The 17,413-nt window shown below is 34.6% G+C and carries 20 protein-coding genes, 1 riboswitch and 1 other annotated feature; of the genes, 15 read left to right on the forward strand and 5 right to left on the reverse strand.

The features are described 5' to 3' along the window. The first annotated feature begins 396 nt into the window (after nt 1-396). The 3 genes from gltP to NSQ08_RS05875 all read left to right on the forward strand — a co-directional run bounded on the left by gltP (nt 397) and on the right by NSQ08_RS05875 (nt 3,895). Nucleotides 397-1,671 (forward strand): glutamate/aspartate:proton symporter GltP, encoded by a 1,275-nt coding sequence (gene gltP, locus NSQ08_RS05865; protein WP_340772427.1) that lies wholly within the window; start codon nt 397-399, stop codon nt 1,669-1,671. 68 nt (nt 1,672-1,739) lie between these two features. Further along, nucleotides 1,740-2,258: a DUF402 domain-containing protein gene (locus tag NSQ08_RS05870; RefSeq protein WP_002030693.1), complete on the forward strand. Its 519-nt coding sequence runs from the start codon at nt 1,740-1,742 to the stop codon at nt 2,256-2,258. A gap of 120 nt (nt 2,259-2,378) precedes the next feature. Continuing rightward, nucleotides 2,379-2,484: riboswitch (SAM riboswitch) on the forward strand. Nucleotides 2,485-2,578: 94 nt separating this feature from the next. Then, nucleotides 2,579-3,895 (forward strand): Na+/H+ antiporter NhaC family protein, encoded by a 1,317-nt coding sequence (locus NSQ08_RS05875; protein WP_078175632.1) that lies wholly within the window; start codon nt 2,579-2,581, stop codon nt 3,893-3,895. Nucleotides 3,896-3,963: 68 nt separating this feature from the next. Here the strand turns inward: NSQ08_RS05875 and NSQ08_RS05880 are convergent, their stop codons facing one another. Continuing rightward, a complete protein-coding gene (locus NSQ08_RS05880) occupies nt 3,964-4,386 on the reverse strand; it encodes a GNAT family N-acetyltransferase (protein WP_078175633.1) in 423 nt (140 codons plus the stop codon). 310 nt (nt 4,387-4,696) lie between these two features. On the opposite strand from NSQ08_RS05880, the gene NSQ08_RS05885 reads away from it, so the two are divergent. The 6 genes from NSQ08_RS05885 (at nt 4,697) to NSQ08_RS05910 (ending at nt 8,658) form a co-directional block, all read left to right on the forward strand. After that, nucleotides 4,697-5,053 carry a lmo0954 family membrane protein gene (locus NSQ08_RS05885; protein WP_002011676.1) on the forward strand — a complete coding sequence of 119 codons (357 nt, stop codon included), beginning with the start codon at nt 4,697-4,699 and terminating at the stop codon, nt 5,051-5,053. Nucleotides 5,054-5,097: 44 nt separating this feature from the next. Further along, complete coding sequence (locus NSQ08_RS05890; protein WP_002011675.1) at nt 5,098-5,760, forward strand: PspA/IM30 family protein; 663 nt, start codon at nt 5,098-5,100, stop codon at nt 5,758-5,760. Between the two features lie 106 nt (nt 5,761-5,866). After that, the gene (gene liaF, locus NSQ08_RS05895; RefSeq protein WP_002126337.1) at nt 5,867-6,607 is read left to right on the forward strand and encodes a cell wall-active antibiotics response protein LiaF; all 741 of its coding nucleotides are present in this window, start codon (nt 5,867-5,869) and stop codon (nt 6,605-6,607) included. Continuing rightward, nucleotides 6,607-7,662 (forward strand): sensor histidine kinase, encoded by a 1,056-nt coding sequence (locus NSQ08_RS05900; protein ID WP_002011673.1) that lies wholly within the window; start codon nt 6,607-6,609, stop codon nt 7,660-7,662. The genes liaF and NSQ08_RS05900 overlap by 1 nt, the downstream gene beginning before the upstream one ends. After that, entirely contained in the window at nt 7,659-8,291 is a 633-nt protein-coding gene (locus tag NSQ08_RS05905; protein WP_000598709.1) for a response regulator, read from the forward strand. The genes NSQ08_RS05900 and NSQ08_RS05905 overlap by 4 nt, the downstream gene beginning before the upstream one ends. A 10-nt stretch (nt 8,292-8,301) precedes the next feature. After that, nucleotides 8,302-8,658, forward strand: coding sequence for a DUF3992 domain-containing protein (locus tag NSQ08_RS05910; RefSeq protein ID WP_002193226.1), 357 nt, complete (start codon nt 8,302-8,304; stop codon nt 8,656-8,658). 24 nt (nt 8,659-8,682) lie between these two features. Here the strand turns inward: NSQ08_RS05910 and brnQ3 are convergent, their stop codons facing one another. After that, nucleotides 8,683-10,038 carry a branched-chain amino acid transport system II carrier protein BrnQ3 gene (gene brnQ3, locus NSQ08_RS05915; protein WP_340772448.1) on the reverse strand — a complete coding sequence of 452 codons (1,356 nt, stop codon included), beginning with the start codon at nt 10,036-10,038 and terminating at the stop codon, nt 8,683-8,685. A 59-nt stretch (nt 10,039-10,097) separates the two neighbouring features. Then, nucleotides 10,098-10,356: a binding site (T-box leader), on the reverse strand. Nucleotides 10,357-10,618: 262 nt separating this feature from the next. Between brnQ3 and NSQ08_RS05920 the strand changes: the two genes are divergently transcribed. After that, nucleotides 10,619-10,828: a hypothetical protein gene (locus NSQ08_RS05920; RefSeq protein WP_000880630.1), complete on the forward strand. Its 210-nt coding sequence runs from the start codon at nt 10,619-10,621 to the stop codon at nt 10,826-10,828. A gap of 39 nt (nt 10,829-10,867) precedes the next feature. On the opposite strand, the gene NSQ08_RS05925 is transcribed toward NSQ08_RS05920, so the two are convergent. Beyond that, nucleotides 10,868-11,644: a class I SAM-dependent methyltransferase gene (locus NSQ08_RS05925; protein WP_002030704.1), complete on the reverse strand. Its 777-nt coding sequence runs from the start codon at nt 11,642-11,644 to the stop codon at nt 10,868-10,870. Nucleotides 11,645-11,752: 108 nt separating this feature from the next. Between NSQ08_RS05925 and NSQ08_RS05930 the strand changes: the two genes are divergently transcribed. Then, complete coding sequence (locus NSQ08_RS05930) at nt 11,753-12,604, forward strand: hypothetical protein (protein ID WP_002011668.1); 852 nt, start codon at nt 11,753-11,755, stop codon at nt 12,602-12,604. A gap of 184 nt (nt 12,605-12,788) precedes the next feature. On the opposite strand, the gene NSQ08_RS05935 is transcribed toward NSQ08_RS05930, so the two are convergent. Next, nucleotides 12,789-12,986 (reverse strand): hypothetical protein, encoded by a 198-nt coding sequence (locus tag NSQ08_RS05935; RefSeq protein WP_000776287.1) that lies wholly within the window; start codon nt 12,984-12,986, stop codon nt 12,789-12,791. A 152-nt stretch (nt 12,987-13,138) separates the two neighbouring features. Here NSQ08_RS05935 and NSQ08_RS05940 point away from each other — a divergent pair, with 152 nt between their 5' ends. From NSQ08_RS05940 to hmpA, 3 genes are all read left to right on the forward strand, one after another. Continuing rightward, nucleotides 13,139-14,236 (forward strand): site-2 protease family protein, encoded by a 1,098-nt coding sequence (locus tag NSQ08_RS05940; RefSeq protein ID WP_340772457.1) that lies wholly within the window; start codon nt 13,139-13,141, stop codon nt 14,234-14,236. 114 nt (nt 14,237-14,350) lie between these two features. Then, nucleotides 14,351-14,869, forward strand: a complete 519-nt coding sequence (locus tag NSQ08_RS05945; protein WP_061688841.1) for a hypothetical protein — start codon at nt 14,351-14,353, stop codon at nt 14,867-14,869. A gap of 191 nt (nt 14,870-15,060) precedes the next feature. Then, nucleotides 15,061-16,269 carry an NO-inducible flavohemoprotein gene (hmpA, locus tag NSQ08_RS05950; RefSeq protein ID WP_002126349.1) on the forward strand — a complete coding sequence of 403 codons (1,209 nt, stop codon included), beginning with the start codon at nt 15,061-15,063 and terminating at the stop codon, nt 16,267-16,269. Nucleotides 16,270-16,298: 29 nt separating this feature from the next. On the opposite strand, the gene NSQ08_RS05955 is transcribed toward hmpA, so the two are convergent. Next, nucleotides 16,299-16,811, reverse strand: a complete 513-nt coding sequence (locus NSQ08_RS05955; protein ID WP_002149445.1) for a Crp/Fnr family transcriptional regulator — start codon at nt 16,809-16,811, stop codon at nt 16,299-16,301. Nucleotides 16,812-16,981: 170 nt separating this feature from the next. On the opposite strand from NSQ08_RS05955, the gene NSQ08_RS05960 reads away from it, so the two are divergent. Next, a complete protein-coding gene (locus NSQ08_RS05960) occupies nt 16,982-17,209 on the forward strand; it encodes a hypothetical protein (RefSeq protein WP_000883004.1) in 228 nt (75 codons plus the stop codon). Nucleotides 17,210-17,413 lie beyond the last annotated feature (204 nt).

The following is a 17,413-nucleotide window of genomic DNA, read 5'->3' on the forward strand; positions in this document are numbered from 1 at the left end:
CTAAGTTTTGTCGGAATTTAGTATCTTTTCGTAGTGTTTGTCATAAAGTTAAAATTCTTGAATGTATAGAAAAAGATATCAATTTCTATATTTTTTAAAAAAACATGGGAAATGATGGAGTTTTCCATAATGAAACAGTATTTTAAAAACCTATCAATCACTAGTAAGGAATCGATTTCATGTGAGGTTTTCTGACATGGAGTTTGTTTTTGTCAAGAAAATTATTTGCATTCGTGCAAACTTATTTTGTTGTCAGATTTTAAATTTTGATTTATGATTTTCAACAGGGACAAAATGTAGTGAATTGTCGAATAATATGTAATACTCTTAATTTCAAGTTTTATAGAGATAGAATGAGAGATAGAGTGACACATCGAAGAGGGGGTTACCACAAGTATGAAAAGAATAGGACTTGCATGGCAAATTTTAATAGGACTTGCGCTTGGTATTACAGTTGGGGCGATTTTCTTTGGCAATCAGGAAGTGGTGAAGTACTTACAACCAATTGGTGATATTTTCATCCGATTAATTAAGATGATTGTTGTACCGATTGTTGTAGCGAGTATTGTTGTTGGGGTTGCTGGTGTTGGCGATATTAAAAAGTTAGGTCGACTAGGCGGAAAAACAATTATTTACTTTGAAATTATTACAACACTTGCAATTGTTGTTGGTTTATTAATAGCAAACATTTTCCAACCTGGAAAAGGCGTTGATATGGATAAGTTAACAAAAACAGATATTTCTAAATATACACATACGACAGAGCAAGTACAAAGTCATTCGTTCGCGGATACGTTTGTAAATATTGTTCCGACGAACATTATGAAATCATTAGCTGAAGGTGATATGCTTGCTATTATCTTCTTCTCGGTATTATTTGGTTTAGGTGTAGCAGCAATTGGTGAGCGTGGTAAACCAGTTCTACAATTTTTCCAAGGTGTAGCAGATGCAATGTTTTATGTAACGAACCAAGTTATGAAGTTTGCACCATTTGGTGTATTCGCATTAATTGGTGTTACAGTTTCTACATTCGGATTAGCTTCATTAATTCCATTAGGGAAATTACTCATTGTAGTATACGGAGCAATGATCTTCTTCGTTGTAGTTGTATTAGGACTTACAGCGAAAATATTTGGAATAAACATTTTCCAATTCTTTAAGATTTTAAAAGACGAGCTGATCTTAGCGTATTCTACAGCAAGTTCAGAAACGGTTTTACCGAGAATTATGGAGAAAATGGAGAAATTCGGTTGTCCGAAAGCAATTACATCTTTCGTTATTCCAACAGGTTATTCATTTAACTTAGATGGATCAACTTTATATCAAGCAATTGCGGCAATTTTCTTAGCGCAAATGTACGGTATTGAATTATCCATTACACAACAAATTACGTTATTACTTGTATTAATGGTTACATCAAAAGGTATCGCGGGTGTACCGGGCGTATCATTCGTTGTATTATTAGCAACACTTGGTACAGTAGGTATTCCAGCTGAAGGTTTAGCGTTTATTGCAGGTATTGACCGTATTCTTGATATGGCTCGTACAGCAGTTAACGTTGTAGGTAACTCTTTAGCGGCTGTAGTTATGTCTAAGTGGGAAGGTCAATATGACGCTGAAAAAGGACAAGCCTATTTAAAAGAGATATCTGAAAAGGGTCAAGCAGCTTAATTATAATATGAACAAGCTCTCACATAATATGTGGGGGCTTTTCTATATATAGAAGAGGAGCGGACGTAATGAAACGTAAATATGGTGACGGTTCTTCGTGGAAGCGACTAATAGAGAAGGATTATAGGGTTAAGCAAGTAGAGGATGGAATGTTAGGAATACTGGACATAAAAAAAGTGAGAGAACCTAGTTATAAAGAATACAATGGTAAACAGCTTTGCATTGCAGGTGATGGGTATACATGGATGCAATATTTTATAAACGGGGAAAACTTTGCAATTACAGCTATGTTAGACAATCAAAAACAATTAGTACAATATTATATCGACGTGACGAAAGAATATAAAATAGACGAGCGTGGTTTACCTTATTTTGATGATTTATATTTAGATGTAGTATTGTTACCGAACGGTGAGATCTATGTACTGGATGAAGACGAGTTAGAGGATGCCTATAAAATTGGTGATGTTACAAAAGAAGAATATGAGTTAGCATGGAATACAACAAAATGGATTATCGCGACGATAAAAAATAGAAAATTTTATTGGATCTCAATATTGGATAAAGAAATCGAAAAGTTAAAATGATTGGTTTATTCATATTTTCGCATAATTACCAAAAAAATCTATACAAAAAATAATTGACTTTTGTTTTGTAAGCGAGTAAAGTTAGGAAAGAAATTATTATTAAAAAATAAATATGAAACCTTCTTATAAAGAGAGGCGGAGGGACTGGCCCTACGATGCCTCGGCAGCGGACTCGATTTCAGAGTGCTGTGCCAAATCCAGCAAGCGTGTGCTTGAAAAATGAGAAGAGTGTTTCTTATAGATGTATAAGACCTCTTCTCGTCGGAAGAGGTCTTTTGTTGTTAATTAGAAAAGGTTGAAAACTAGGGAGAGATGATACTTTGAAAGAAACGAGAGGAAATGGTTTAGCTTTATTACCACTTGGAATATTTTTGGCGCTATTTATTGGTTCTGGGATTATTACAGGTGATTTTTATAAATTGCCGATACTCGTAGCGATTATGATTGCTGTAGGAATTGCTTTAGTGATGAATCGTAAGGAAAGCTTTAATGTGAAAGTAGAACGATTTGCTAAAGGTGCAGGAAACCCTGATATTATGATTATGGTATTAATTTTTGTACTTGCAGGGGCGTTTTCTGAAACAGCAAAAGGAATGGGCGGAGTTGATTCCACTGTTAACTTAGCGTTATCTATTTTACCCCAAGGATTTATCGTTGCTGGAATTTTTGTTATAGGGGCATTTATTTCATTAGCGATGGGAACTTCAATGGGAACAATTGCTGCATTAGCACCGATTGCTGTAGGTATTAGTGGGCAAACAGATATCTCAATTGCGCTTACGATGGCTACTGTTGTGGGTGGAGCGATGTTTGGTGATAATTTATCATTTATTTCTGATACGACAATTGCTGCTGTTCGTTCGCAAGGAACAGAAATGAAAGATAAGTTTAAAACGAATTTTTTAATTGTATTGCCAGCTGCAGTCATTACAATTGTAATATTAGTAATGATTACTTTAGGTAATGATACAGAAATTAAAGCTCATACATTTGATTGGGTGAAGATTTTACCATATGCAGGTGTACTTGTTACAGCGCTACTTGGCTGGAATGTACTTATTGTATTAACCGGTGGAACGGTACTATCTGGTGTTATCGGTCTTATAGATGGAAGTTATACGTTAGAGAGTTTCTTTAAAAGTGTAACGACTGGAATGGGCGGTATGATGGAGTTAGTGTTACTTGCCATTTTAATCGGTGGTATGGTTGAACTTATCCAGTATAATGGTGGCATTCAATATTTAATGAATCTTTTAACACGTAATATTCGTTCGAAAAAAGGAGCGGAGTTTGGTATTGCTGGCTTAGTGAGTATGACGAATGTGTGTACAGCAAACAATACAATCTCTATCATTTTTACAGGTCCGCTTGCGAAAAAAATTGCGGATCAGTATGAAATTGATCCCCGTAAATCAGCGAGTGTACTGGATCTTTTCTCTTGCTGTGTACAGGGGTTAATCCCATATGGTGCTCAAATGTTAACAGCGGCAGGATTTGCTGCGTTATCTCCGGTCGAATTGTTACCATATGCATTTTATCCAATTTTAGTTGGAGTATGTGGAATCATTTCTATATTAATTGGTTTCCCGAGATTTTCTAAAGTGGCGGAAAAAAAAGAGTATCATAAAACTGCATAACATAAAGAGACATTTATTATTAGCAGTTGAAAACGCTCGGAGAACATTCTCTGAGCGTTTTTTATTATTTATAAATCCTTTTTCAAATAGTAGTGTTTATAATCTCTTCCTACATTATCGAGGATACCATACTCTTTATAACCATATTTTTTATAGAAATCTAATGCTTGAAAGCTTAAAGTGTCAACTTTTATAAAATCACAATTTCTTTCTGAAGCGATTTTTTCTACTTCTAATAACAGTTTAGTTCCATACCCTAATGCACGTATATCTTCATCGATGATAAAAGAGTGAATCTCTAACCAATTCCAACAGACTTCACCTAATATTCCCCCGCATATTTTACCATTTTCATCTTTAAGAAATAAATGAATCTCTAAGTATCTGTCTCTTAAATCAGATGGAAAGTGCTTTAAATTATATTCATAAAGCTGATTGTTTATATAGTTTTTAGCGGCGGTATTGATTTCTTTCGTAATGTGTAAATTCATGATATATCCCCTTTAATTTAAATGTAGCCTTCTGATTTATTTTAACATAATTTTCTTAATAATATATTTAATGTAATTTAATAAACGTTTGTATGTATTGCTAATTTTTTGGACGCGCAAGTTGAGATTTTCATCCGTTATTGAATAAGAATTTTTCTGTATCTATACGCATCGCATACATGTTCGTTTTGCAAAAGGCTGAATTTAACTCAGTCTTAAGTCTGAGTTAAAAACGGTTCTTAAGCTCGTTATGAAAAAATGAAAAAATAGTTAAGATAAGAGTATCAAATCGAAGGGAGGCAAGCACAAGATGAAACAATTTCTAGCGTTTATCGCAGCCGGTATTTTGGCTTTAATTGCTCTTGGTAGTCTTGCTGGTATTGTAGGATTCGCCATTGGAGCAGGAGTTGTGTACTGGAGCTATAAATCATTTGTGCGAGCTAAATCATTCTTTGGAAAGTTAGCTTGGGGTATTGTTGGTTTAATCGGTTTGTCCATTGCACTTTCTCATTCCCCAGCATTAATCGGTATCGCAGCATTAGTAGTTTTATACTACGGATACCGTGAGTGGAAAAAAGGAAAAAATGTAGTTGTTGATTCTGCTCCAGAAAGTGCTAAACCATATAGCAACTTTGAAGATGAGTGGAACAAGTTAATGAAAAACTAATATAAAATAAATCAAATTATAAAGTAGAAGAGAGGAAGATTATAATGAAACAATCTTTATTCGGACGTGTACGCGATGCAATTTTAGCTGATTTTCATAATGTGTTAGATGAGAAAGAAAGAAAAAATCCAATTGCTATGTTAAACCAATATTTACGCGATAGTGAGCGTGAAATAACAAAAATTGAGAAGTTAATTCAGCGTCATAAAACATTAAAATCTAACTTCGCTCGTGAGCTTGAGCAAGCACGTTATTTCGTTAATAAAAGATCAAAGCAAGCTATCATCGCACAAGAAGCAGGCGAATTGCAATTGCATGAACGTGCATTAGAAGAAGTAGCGTATTATGAAGGGCAAGTAACTCGCTTAGAAGAAATGTATGCTGGTGTTGTAGAGCAAATTGATGAGTTAGAGCGTCGTCTTTCAGAAATGAAAAATAAATTAAAAGAAATGAACGCAAAGCGTATGGAATTAATGGCACGTGAAAATATGGCGCATGCAAACCGCCGTATGAATACTGCTATGCATAAAATGGATGAAAATAATCCGTTCTTACGATTCGAAGAAATTGAAGATCACATTCGTGACATAGAGCTTCGTATAAATGAAGAGCATGAGCGTGATACATTTGATATGAAAATTGCAAAACTAGAGAGTGAAATGAAAGAGAAAAATGAAGTATCGTTAACGAAAGAAGTAACAAAATAATTGTAGTATATAATAAAACAGGCTTATGATATAGTGATAGGAGAAAAGGTGTTGGAAAGCAATGCCTTTTCTTCTATGTATATGTGACAAGGAGGGGGGAGCTGAAATGAAGAAGCAATTTTCAAAAACACAATTTATGGGGATGCTCCTCATCATATTTGGATTCGGTCTTTTTCTTGATATGATACTTGGACATTTTGAACCAGGTGGTCTAATATTTGCATTTATTATGATTATGTTTGGAAGACATTATCGAAAGAAGAACCGTTATGTAAGAGGGAATGTATTTTTATTTGTCGGTGGTATTGTCTTCTTATTCTTCTTATTTTCATCAGCGGCATTCGTACTTGTTGTGTTTGCTTGTTTAGCTTTAATTGGTTATCAACTTATTCAACAAGGACATCGGCAAAAAGCGATGAAAGTTGAAATTAAAGAAAAGGGATATATAAATGAAGAAAAACAAATATATCGTACAGAACCGTATATAAAAAATATGTTTGTAGGTAATGTACGAATGATGGATCATATTTATGAAATAGAGGATATTAACGTCCAATATGGTGCTTGTGACGTCGAGATTGATTTAACAACTGCTATGATTCCAGAGGGAGAAACAGTTATTGTGATTCGGGGCGTCATTGGTAATATTCGCTTATATGTACCATATGATATTGAATTGTCTTTAAATCATTCTGTTATTGTTGGGCGAGTGCTCCTGCCAGGACACGAAGAAACTGGATTTAACCGTAATGTTACGTTTAGAACAGAACAGTATAAAGAAGCCCCTCGTCGTATTAAAATTATTTCTTCGCTTGTCGTAGGCGATACGGAAGTGAGGAAAGTATAATGAAAAAACAAAGGAATATTTCGTGGATGTATATTCGTTATTCTATGTTGTCCTCTGTGAGTATCGCACTTATTTGTACAATTGTATATGTATGGAAAAGCGAGCAACAAGTTTATGATTTACTCTGGAAAGAATCCATTGCTTCTGTTCCAATTGGCTTGTTTATTATGAGTACGAGTCTTCTTATCGGAGGAATTGTAGGATATGCAATCGGTTATTATATAGAACAGCGTATACAAGGATTAAATACTTTTCTATTTGAAGTAGAGCGAGGGAATTTTCCGAGTGATGTTTCATTTACTGCGGACGATGAATTTCATGAAGTGGAACGAAAAGTAATTGGTCTTGCTCGTCGCTTAGAGGAGCAAGCTGGGCTATTTCAAAAAGTAACGAATGAACGAGCCCATTGGAATGAAGAGATGAGACAAGAAGCGATTTCTCAAGAAAGGCACCGATTAGCGAGAGAGCTGCACGATTCTGTAAGTCAGCAGCTTTTTGCAATGTCGATGATGATGTCAGCCATTAATGAGCAAGCAGCTGAAATTCCAGATACGACGAAAAAACAGTTGCAGCTTGTTGAGAATATGGTTGTAAATGCACAATCAGAAATGAGAGCATTACTCCTTCATTTACGCCCAGTGCAGTTAGAAGGTAAGAAACTAACAGAGGGTATAGAAGAATTATTAACAGAACTGTCTAGAAAGCAACATATGAAAATTGAATGGTTAATTGAACCGATTCAATTAAAAAAAGGTGTAGAGGATCATTTATTCCGTATTGTACAAGAGGCGCTGTCTAATACTTTACGGCATGCGAAGGCAAAGAAAACCGAAGTACGCCTTCGGAAAATTGATCAATATGCGATTTTGAAAATTATTGATGACGGTGTTGGGTTTAAAGTTGGTGTTAATAAGGCTGGTTCATATGGTTTAAGGTCAATGCAAGAGCGAGTTCATGAAATTGGTGGTACATTAAAAGTTCTTAGTTTTCCGAATAAAGGTACGCAAATAGAAGTGAAAGTACCTATTATGATTGAGAGAGGGGGAGAATCATGATAAAAGTATTACTAGTTGATGATCATGAAATGGTTCGAATGGGTGTATCAGCATATTTATCAACGCAGCCAGATATTGAAGTAGTTGGAGAAGCTGAAAATGGAAGAAAAGGTTCAGAGTTAGCGTTGCAATTAAGACCGGATATTATTTTAATGGACCTTGTTATGGATGAGATGGATGGGGTTGAAGCGACACGTGCTATTATTCAAGAATGGCCAGAAGCGAAAATTGTAGTTGTCACGAGCTTTTTAGATGATGAAAAGTTATATCCTGTTATTGAGGCGGGGGCGACAAGTTATTTATTAAAAACATCAAGAGCGAGTGATATTGCAGATGCTGTAAGAGCTACTTATGATGGGGAAACGGTATTAGAGCCGAAAGTTACTGGCAAAATGATGTCTCGTATGCGTCAGAAGAAAGAACAACCTTTGCATGAGGAGTTAACAGAAAGAGAGTCTGAAATTTTGTTATTAATTGCAGAGGGGAAAAGTAATCAAGAGATTGCAGATGAGTTGTTTATTGCCCTTAAAACAGTAAAGACACATGTGAGTAATATATTAAATAAGCTAAATGTAAGTGACCGGACACAGGCGGTTATTTATGCGTTTAGACACCAATTGACGAAATAAGAAGGAAGCTTTGACTATATATGGTCAAAGCTTTTTATTGACGGTTATTAATGTAAGCGTTATCATTAAGGTGTTAACAGTACATACAAAGGGGAGAGAGTGTATGTTAGTTCAAACGATATTTGGAATGGATGAAACGAAAAAATTAGGCAACTATGTGAATGCGTTGCAAGCACTTTGTGAACAATATGATATTGAAACAGATCGTATTGCAATTATTGAGGCAACAGAAGAATATTATTTATTTCTAGTGAAGCAAGAAGATTGCTATGATGTTGTAAAAGTAGAAACAGTGGATACGAATATTGATTACTATACGAAAGCTTATAAAGTAAGTAGCTTTAATCATACTTCTTATCAAATGTAAAAAACTCCCGAAATGGGAGTTTTTTTATGATACTTTCGATTCAGATGAATGATCCGTTAATGGTACTGCTTTGGCGCCACTTAATTTTGCGATAGCAAAACCGATAATAGCCCCAACTAATGCTGGTACTAACCAGCCGATTCCTTCATTATATAATGGAATAAACTCGAAATAAGATGTGATAGATGAAACAGGAATATTCCCTTGTTTTAATCCATCAAATACGCTCACAACTGCAGAACCAATTAACGCACCTACATAAACAGAACGATATCCACCGAAATATTTATGAAGTAATGATAGTAATACGAGTACAATCGCAATTGGATATACAACAAGTAAAATAGGAACAGAGATTGCGATAATTTTTGTTAAACCTAAGTTGGCAACTAATAATCCTAATGTGCAAATGACACTTGCTAACGTTGTGTATGAAAATTTTGTTAATAATGTTGAGAAGTATTGACTGCATGCAGATACAAGTCCAATACATGTTGTTAAGCAAGCGAGTGTAACGATAAGAGATAATAGAATTAGACCATATGGACCGAGTAATTGTTGTACGATAATGGTAAGTAGCTGTCCGCCGTTTGTTGCGTATCCGAGAGAGACACTAGTTGTACCGAGCCAGCCAAGTGCACCATATACAAGTACGAGACCAGTAGCGGCAATAAGTCCTGCTTTTGTTGTTGCGATGGCAATTGATTTGCGGTCATTCACACCTTTTGAGCGAATTGCATTTACAACGATAATTCCAAATGCAAGCGCTGAAATGGTATCCATCGTTAAGTATCCTTCCATAAAACCTTTGAAAACTGGAGAAGTTTGATACTCTTGCATTGCTGGTCCTGATTGCCCAAGTGGTGAAAATACACTCTTAAAGAATAATAAGAAAATAGAGAGTAATAAAATAGGTGTTAATACGCTTCCGATACGATCGACGAGTTTAGAAGGATTTAAACTAAGCCAAAATACGATAGCAAAGAAGATGACTGTGTATAAAAATAGCGTTAGGCTGCTAGAGCGAATAGTTTCTGGTAAGAAAGAACTAATTCCCATTTCATAAGCGACATTAGCAACACGTGGGATGCCCATAGATGGACCGATTGCAATGTATACAACTACCGTAAAGAATATTCCGAATAATGGGTGAACATGACTCGCAAGTTGTTGCATTCCATTTCCTGATAGAGAAATAGCGATAACAGTAAGTAGTGGTAAGCCGACTCCTGTTAGTAAAAAACCAATCATTGCTGGCCAAAAGTTTTCACCAGCATTTTGTCCAAGCATTGGAGGGAAAATTAAATTTCCTGCTCCAAAAAATAAAGAAAACAGCATAAGACCTGTGAAAAAAACATGTTTTTTTGATACAGTGTTCATTGTTTTTTTTCTCCTTTTTTGTAAATTCATTGTAAGAACACAAAAAACTCGTCCCTTAAGAAAGGGACGAGTTATATTTACCCGCGATACCACCCTAATTTATACATGTAGAAATATATCTATATGTATACGGCTTTACAACGTACAACATGATACGTGTTCCTTGTAACGGGGGACGACCGGTAAGAACTTACTTTAGCATTCGGTTCTACTTCTCGGAGATGATTTTCGGTTACGAACTGAGCGTTGGCTTTCAGCAAAATACCAACTCTCTGGGGAACAGCTCTATAACATACTCGTTCTCGTCAATGAATTTTTATTCAAGTATTCTGACAACATTTTTACATGTTTTTTTTAGAAAGTCAACATATTTTTTGAGAAATACACTTTCCTGTAGAAATATAGCTGAGAATATAAGGGTTAATACTATTTGTAAAAATGCTGTAAAACATTATAGAGAATTGTAAAGTTTATGGAGAAAATCGATATTTATAGGAGTAAGGAAGGAATTGTTTGAATTTGCAGAGAATAATACAACAATCCACTTGCTGGAAAGAACAAACCAAAAGAGGTGACTGAAATGCTTGCGATGGGAGTATTATTTGGCATTATTGCTATAATTGGTTTTATGTGGTTATATTATTCGCGTTCGTTTAAACAAGCAGAAGTTTTACTCTTTCAAAAAGGTAGTTTGTTGACAAATCAGTCTAGATATTTAGTATGTCCGAAGTGTGGAAGTGCACAGGCCAGGAGTGGAGGATATCAAGAGTGTTGCAAAATTAGATTATGAAAGAAGGAAGCCTCACATTATTTTGTGAGGCTTCCTTCCTTACAATTTTTTCGCGCTCCAAATTGTCCAACGATCTCTTTCGATGATAGGAGAGACGTTTTGTAATGCCGTTTGGATATGATGTAGAAGCTGAGAAAGTTCATTATCTGTTAGTTCATATAGAATGGATCGGCCTGTTCGAGGAGATAAATCTTGTAGCAAAGCCTCTACAGAATCATGTACTTTTCGTACTTCCCATTGTGTTTGAATAGGGAGAGCTTGAAGAGGATATGTTTGTAATAATTGCTGTATAGTAGTGGTTTTTGGTCTTCTTTGCGCTTCTGTTTCAATGAGTTTTGGAAAGACCGAGAAAAAATATCCACGAAGGTGTTCAGGACTTCCTGGGATTATACAATCTTCAATGGTCCGGTCTTGTAAAATAAGTAGACCGTCTTTTTTTAATATACGAGAAGCCTCTCGTATAAATGTGGGAATATCATGCAAATGATGAATGACTGCACGAGAAATGACAAGGTCGAATGTTTCATTAGGGAATGAGATATTATGTGCATCACCGTGAATGAATGAAATGTTTGGGAAGGTATTACAATTTTCTTTTGCAGCTTGTAATATTTCTTTTGAAAAATCAAGCCCAACAACATTTTTGGCTCCCATAAGAGCAAGTTCTTTCGTATAAATGCCTCCACCACAACCTATATCAATTATTTGTTTGTTTTGTACATCTACAATATTGTTTATTGTTTCCTGCCATGAAATATGTGCGTTACGATTTGCATACGTATACTTATTATTTGCATCATGAAAATTAATGGACATTGTAAAATCCTCCCTTCAGTTTATAGTATAGCTCATTCTATATAATGTAACGTTTTTGTTTTATGCATGAGGATTATAAGGATTTCTTATTGGAAAAGGAGAATCGATTTGAAAGGGAAATATTTAATGTTTTTATGTGTTATTTTACTCGCGTCGTGTGGTCAATCCGAGCAAAAGAAAGAACCGAAACAAGTAGAGGAGACAGTGAATGAAATGAGAGAACCATTACAAGTAACTGTTATGCAAAAAGGTAAAGAAGAAAAAAATTTAAAGAAAATGGATGCGGAGTTGGTGGTGGATATTATAAACAAAGCGGAAAAACAAGAAGTAACGGGTAGTTTTGGTGAACCGGAATATGAAATACAAATTAGTAGTGATGGAAAAAAAGAAACATATTATGCATGGTTAAGAGGAGAAGATCGCCGAGGATGGATTCAATATAAGAAAGATATGTATATGCTTAACGAAAAAGATACGGAAAAGCTTTTGGCTATCTTTCCAAAGATTCCAGAACAAAAAGAAGATGAGATGCAGGTAGGTACTTTAACGGAAGTAACAAAAAAAGACATGCAGATTACTGCGTTTCATATTAAAGCAGGTGATCAAAAAATGAATTATACAGTACGTTATACGATTTCACAATCACTATATAATAAGTTAGCAAAGGAACAAGAATATTATTTGCAATTAATTTTCCCGGAAAAGGTTCAAAAATTAATTGGCGCAAAAGAGAGTGAGATAATTTCAGCTGAAAAAGTAAAGGAAGGGTATAAACAGTATGAGTTGAATGTTACTGTTCCGATAAAAGATGCTTCAGAATCACAATTAAAATCACTAGAAACCTATTATGATAATCACGATTTACAAATATTAAATAGTAAGAAAGAAAAAGTAGGAGCATTTCAAAACATTATTCAAATTGTTAAAGAGTATGGTGAAAAAATGAATTTACAAAGATAAAGTGAAATTTTAATCAGCGGGGGCATCCCCCGCTGATTATTAGCACGACTCCTACCTAAATTCTTTGCTCCAGCCGAATTTTGAGGTGGGATTCCTTACTGCCCGTAAATAGCGGGCAGTAAGAATCATAAAGTCTATATGGCCTTTCCTAGGAAATGATAATAGAGGGGAAAGATCCCCTCTATTATTTTGCTTTTGCAGATGGCTCATTCATTGATTTTCGTGTAATTAGAAAGGAAATCATAAGAGCAGAAAGAATAATAAGGGCTATAAATAAGTGATTTGGCAACCAATCTAATAATAATACGTAGCTGACGGTATAAAAAATAAGAGTTGAAGCTAAAAACGATAGAGCGCCTATCATAAGAGATTGTAATTTCATTTGTATTTACCTCCTTTTATTTTTATTTTTGGCTAAAAATGGATGGAATAAACATTATTTCTAACAATAGAAAAAAATATGTCATAATAGAGAAAAAGAATAAGTTTTGATGAGTGTATATGGCTCAATAAAGCGAGATAAAGGAGAGGAATATGAAAAATAATAAAAAAGGATTATGGGGAGTTATCGTTGCAATAGGGTTATTTTTACTATCTAAGTTAAAATGGGTATTTGCAATTTTTAAGTTAGCAAAATTTTCAACAGTATTTAGTATGTTTTTATCGCTTGGTGCATACGCAGTCATATATGGTTGGAAGTTTGGGGTAGCACTCGTATATTTATTGTTTGTACATGAGATGGGGCATTTATGGGCAGCGAGAAAGAAAGGGATACCAACATCGCCAGCAATCTTCATACCATTTATGGGAGCTCTTATTGGGATGAAAGAGATGCCGAAAAATGCAAAAGATGAAGCTTACATTGCATATATGGGACCTCTTTTCGGGTTGCTTTCATTTTTACCCGCGATCCCACTGTATATAATCACGAAAGAGCCGTTTTGGGCGCTTATTATTTTACTTGGAAGTATGATTAATTTCTTTAACTTAATTCCAGTTTCTCCATTAGATGGTGGACGAATAATTTCAGTTGTAAGCACGAAAATTTGGGGAGCAGGGCTAGTTTTACTACTCGGCTATTCTATTTACTTCAAAAGTATTTTAGGAGGATTTATTTTTATTATCGGCTGTATGGAACTATATAGAGTAATAAAGAGAGATGAGCCGATTAAGGAATTAGGATATAAAATCGATGGAATGAAAGAATATGCTGCTAGGCTTGAAGAGGAATTAAAAGAAACTGGTGCGGTGCATCGAACGATTTATATGATTCACCATGAAATGAATGTATTAAGACAAAGAGAACGTGAAAAAGAATTAAAAACAGGAGAACTTCAAAAGATTGAAGTGCTAGAGTACCTTTTACCAAAATTTGAGCCACTTGATTATGTCCCATATGAAGATGAAAAAGAAATGCATACAATTGATATAAGAGAAGCATTTGAAATGTCAGAAAGAAAATTAAATGAATGGGAAACAGAAAAGGAACAACAAGAAAATTATTATAAAGTCGATACGAAAACGAAATGGACAGTATTTGCTTGTTATATCGGATTAATGGCTATACTCGGTTATACAGCTTATGAAGGTTATGTTGTTTTACAAGAGCATTTACCAAGGAGAAGTTTGTAGAAAAATAGTGTCGAAATGAAAAGGAGGATTTAAACAGGAATTACATTTCTACGAGAGAATGTTACAAGTGTAACAGTACATTGTAATATTCATAGTAGAAAAGGGGTTCTGTATATGAAGAAATTGTTAAGTGTATTGGTAACTATTACTGTGATGGCAATAGCGAGCTATAGTCTTATGAAAGTACTATTATATTATGCGAATAAGTCTGCTGGAGTAAATACAGTAGCACAAATAGAAGAGGTGCAAGAGAAGAAGAAGACACTCGATTTTGTTCGTACGACACATGAAAGTTATAATAATTTCTTGAATTATGGCAAGGCAGAGAAATATACAGATGGGGATTGGAAACATTTTAAACAATGGTTTCAAGAGCAAGAAGCCTCTTTAAAAAATATACATAAAGAAATAAAAAATGAAAAAATAAAACGCGATGTGAATAGAAGTTATGAAATTGTAAAAAAAGGTGTGGAGCTTCAGAATATGGAGTATGTAATCTATGCTCATCGCGTATATCATGACTTGGATATACTTGTAAATAAATATAAAGGTGAGACGAATGTATGGGGGTATACCGAGTTTGGAGATGGGCAGAATATACAAGTAATTGAACAAGCAATACAAACGAAGTAGTAGGCTAGCTAGAATTCTAGTTAGCTTTTTTTTGAGCACTATTAATGATGGCTAATTAAAATTTACTTAATATGTGCATTGTTCATATATTTTTCACAAAAACACCATGTTAATAGTGATTAAAATCACAATATGAATTATACAATTCAGTTAAACTAAAAACAGTTAAGGAAATAGAGGAGTGGGATACAATGTTAAGTGCAAAAACAATTGAAATCGTAAAGTCAACAGTACCGTTATTACAAGAAAAAGGCGTTGAGATTACAACGAGATTTTATCAAATTTTATTTTCGGAACATCCGGAGTTATTGAATATTTTCAACCATACGAACCAGAAAAAAGGAAGACAACAACAAGCATTAGCAAATGCTGTTTATGCAGCTGCAATGTACATTGATAATTTAGAAGCTATTATTCCAGTTGTAAAACAAATCGGTCATAAGCATAGAAGTTTAGGTATTAAAGCAGAGCATTATCCAATAGTAGGTACATGCTTACTACGAGCGATTAAAGAGGTCGCAGGCGCACCTGATGAAGTTTTAAATGCATGGGGAGAAGCGTATGGCGTCATTGCTGATGCATTCATTAGCATTGAAGCGGGTATGTATGAAGAAGCTGCACATAAAGAAGGTGGATGGAAAGATTTCCGCAACTTTGTGATTGTTAAAAAAGTGAAGGAAAGCGACGTTATTACATCATTTTATTTAAAACCTGAAGATGGCGGGAAAGTTTCTTCATTCATCCCAGGACAATATGTAACGATTCAAATAAATATTAAAGGTGAGACATATACACATAATCGTCAATATAGCTTGTCTGATGCTCCAGGAAAAGAATATTATCGTATTAGTGTAAAGAAAGAAAAAGGTGTAGATACACCAGATGGTAAAGTATCTAATTACTTACATGATCATGTAGGGGAAGGGGATGTCTTACCAGTAAGTGCACCAGCGGGAGATTTCGTATTAAATATGGAGTCAACATTACCTGTTGTACTAATTAGTGGTGGAGTAGGTATTACACCGATGATGAGTATGTTAAATACGTTAATTGAACAAGAATCAAAGCGTAATGTATGCTTTGTTCATGCGGCGATAAATAGTAATACACATGCGATGAAAGAGCATGTTGAGACAGTAGAAAAAGAGTATGAACAAGTTAAAGCATATACTTGCTATTCTTCACCGACAGAGCAAGATGTGGAAATGAAGAATTTTGATCAAGAAGGATTCATTGAACGTGAATGGTTACAAACTATTATTCCAACGACTGAAGCAGAATTTTATTTCTGTGGTCCAGTACCATTTATGAAGCATATAAATGCTGCATTAATTGATTTGGGTGTTAAACAAGAGAACATTCATTATGAATTTTTCGGTCCCGCAGCAAGCTTACAATAGATTAATGTTGCCAAGCAAAAAACGAGGTATTATTTTACCTCGTTTTTTGCTTGTTCTCTTAATAAGCGATTAACTGTTTCGCGGCGTACACCTATGAGCTGACCAATTTCAGTTTGTGTTAATATTTCATAAATAGGGATGTCACCTAAATATAAGGTGAACCACTCTTGTAAACGATGAAGGCGCTCTTTAGGAGAGACAGTTGTCAATTGATCGATACGCTGTTGCATCATTCTTAACTTCGATTGTAATTGTATAGCGATATTTTCATATGATGCAGGATTTGCCTGAAGTTTGTCGTACCATTCATTGCTAATTATAGGCTCCACTTCTGTTTTCATTAAAGCGATAGCTGTACCGTGATATTCCTTCGGTGAAATTAAAGAATGGTGAGGTATCGTTTCACCAGGAACGATAATATTAAATAAAAATGGTGTTCCGTCTTCTTCTAACCGAATAACTTTTAATAAACCTGTTTTTATAAAATATAATGGACCGTCCTCACCTTGACGGAATAATACATCTCCCTTATGTAGAATCAATGTTAGCCCCCCATTAAAACATTTCTATTTCTTATATTTTAGCGTATATGTATAAAGACAATATGCTTTTTAAACAGCAATTTCATTGACGAAATGTATGCTATTACAGTAGTATACTATTTAGTGTGTAATAGTACTAGCAATGAATACGCTGTAGGGGGTTTAGTATATTGTTAGATGCGATGAAGATGACGGATATGAGAATTCCGGCGAATGCTATCATTCATGTGGAAGAGATGAAAGGTGGAGTCGTTTTATCCGTTGAAATAGACGGCCAAATTATTTATACGATGGCTTATGATGAAGAAACAGATAGTTATGCTGAATTATATGATCGAAACGATAAGAGGGCGTGCCAGGTACATGAAGACTTTATGGGATGGTCACTTCTTCACTAAAAAGATGTCAATATGACATCTTTTTTTATTGAATCGATAGATTATACAAAGAAATGAAATATAAGGATAAAATTTGTAATAAATGATTTTGCATTGTTAGCGCTTTGTAACTGTAAGATAAGTGTTTTTTCGCTATCATAAAGATAACAGTCATAGCTATAGGAGTGATCTACTTGAAGAAATTACATATTTCAAATTTTATGC

This window comes from Bacillus sp. FSL E2-8887 (assembly GCF_038007205.1).
Lineage (GTDB): Bacteria > Bacillota > Bacilli > Bacillales > Bacillaceae_G > Bacillus_A > Bacillus_A mycoides.